The organism is Aestuariirhabdus haliotis (genome assembly GCF_023509475.1).
Lineage (GTDB): Bacteria > Pseudomonadota > Gammaproteobacteria > Pseudomonadales > Aestuariirhabdaceae > Aestuariirhabdus > Aestuariirhabdus haliotis.
The window spans coordinates 1-1,637 of the sequence record NZ_JAKSDZ010000095.1 but is presented as its reverse complement, the minus strand read 5'-3'; the positions used below and the strand labels follow the sequence as shown (position 1 = coordinate 1,637).

General features: G+C 42.0%; 4 protein-coding genes. All 4 read left to right on the top strand.

The window, feature by feature from the left end; genetic code table 11:
- On the top strand, window positions 1–134 hold a 134-nt coding region (locus tag MIB40_RS19390), incomplete at its 5' end, for an IS3 family transposase (RefSeq protein ID WP_249697150.1).
- A gap of 19 nt (window positions 135–153) precedes the next feature.
- Window positions 154–507: a DUF2750 domain-containing protein gene (locus MIB40_RS19385; RefSeq protein ID WP_249697149.1), complete on the top strand. Its 354-nt coding sequence runs from the start codon at window positions 154–156 to the stop codon at window positions 505–507.
- A gap of 81 nt (window positions 508–588) precedes the next feature.
- Window positions 589–891 (top strand): hypothetical protein, encoded by a 303-nt coding sequence (locus tag MIB40_RS19380; protein WP_249697148.1) that lies wholly within the window; start codon window positions 589–591, stop codon window positions 889–891.
- A 160-nt stretch (window positions 892–1,051) separates the two neighbouring features.
- Window positions 1,052–1,471, top strand: coding sequence for a hypothetical protein (locus tag MIB40_RS19375; RefSeq protein ID WP_249697147.1), 420 nt, complete (start codon window positions 1,052–1,054; stop codon window positions 1,469–1,471).
- The last annotated feature ends 166 nt before the right edge of the window (window positions 1,472–1,637 follow it).

The window sequence follows — 1,637 nt, the reverse complement described above, 5'->3', positions numbered from 1 at the left end:
AAGCGAAATCCGGTATCTTTGAGTACATTGAAATCTTTTATAATCGAATAAGAAGGCACTCAGCAATAGGCTATGTGAGCCCTGCTGAATATGAGTGTTTATACGCATATTCCGTGTCTACTTTTCGTGGGTAAGACCAATTTCAGGAGAGTTATGTCTAGCAACGAAACAAGATGGGAAGAATTCGTTGATGAAATATCAAGGGATGGAATAATCTGGACTCTCGAAAAGAGTGGCGAATATGTAACCTCGGATAACCGATATGGTACAAAGTGCTTTCCTTGGTGGTCGTCGCGAGAGCGTGTGTTAAAACAAATCTCTCAAGTTCCAGCGTATAAAGGGTATCAACAAATTGGTTTTGAGTGGTCTACTTTCCTCAATGAATGGGTTCCAAGCTTAAGACAAGCTAAATGTCTGTTGGGCATCAACTACGCAAAACCGGAAAATATAGGTTTTGATCTTCCTATTAGCGAGGTGGTCAATGCCATTCAACAAGCAAAAATTTAACAAGGGTAGGCAAAATCGCCCGCAAAAGACGCGGCCTGGACTCGCTAACGCTCGCCTTTGCTACCGGCGTTAGTAGTCATTATGAATGCATTGGAAAGCCGAAAATTTGTAATATTAGCAACGATAGTATTCGCTACTTTTGCTGGTTATGCGGTTTATCTAGAACTGTTGCCAGATGTTCGGCTATCAGCAGGCCCTATTGGTCCCGAACAAATGTATTGGTGGGAGTTCACGCATTGGTTAAGCACGGCAGTTCTTACATTAGCGCTATTCGTAATAGTAATGCGCCATGCTTACGCTAACAAAAAGTATGGTTGGTTGGCGGTAATCGTATTGCTATGGCCATTGCTATTTGTCTACGCATGGCGGCATTTTAAACAATGAAAAAAACTACTAACAAGGCGCTCAATGTTCGGCCAACAAGTTGGCCTGGACAGTCACTGCTACGGCCTTTTTGGTGTATGTCGCTTCGCGCCAATTTACACCAAAAACTCCTCCACAGTGCCTGCCCATTAGCTTGGCGTTATGCATGCAGGTTTCAACTATGAGCGACAATCTATTTATAGGTGCATCTCAAGAGCTGTCTTTAGCAAGTAAGCTTACTAGCGAGGGTATAATTGTATCGACCCCTTTGGTTGATATAGGGGTGGATTTAATTGCCTCAAACAAAGATTTTTCGAATAGCATTCCTATACAGGTTAAGTATAAGAGTAGAGAGAAGAATATTTTCTTTACTGGAAAAGAGATAGATTCATACAGCTCCAAGAATGTATATATTGCCTATTATTTAGCAAAAGATTCATGGTTTATGCCGTTTGATAAATTTCTACAGCTAGCAGAGCGCCCTGAAAACCGAAAGGATCGCGCAGGATATATCAAGCTAAAAGATAAAGCTGATAATCTAGATCAGTACAAAAATGAACAGGGATTCTCATTAATGTTAGAGGCAATAAAAAATGCATAACAAGGCAAAGCAGTACGCGGCTATCGCCGCCGGACTCGCTAATGCTCGCCGCTGTTTGCGGCGTTAGCTTTCCGTGTTACCCACGATAAGTAGACACCAACTATAGTTAGATTTCGATCTGACTTGGAGGTGTAAAATGGCCAAGCATAGAAAACCCGCCTATACC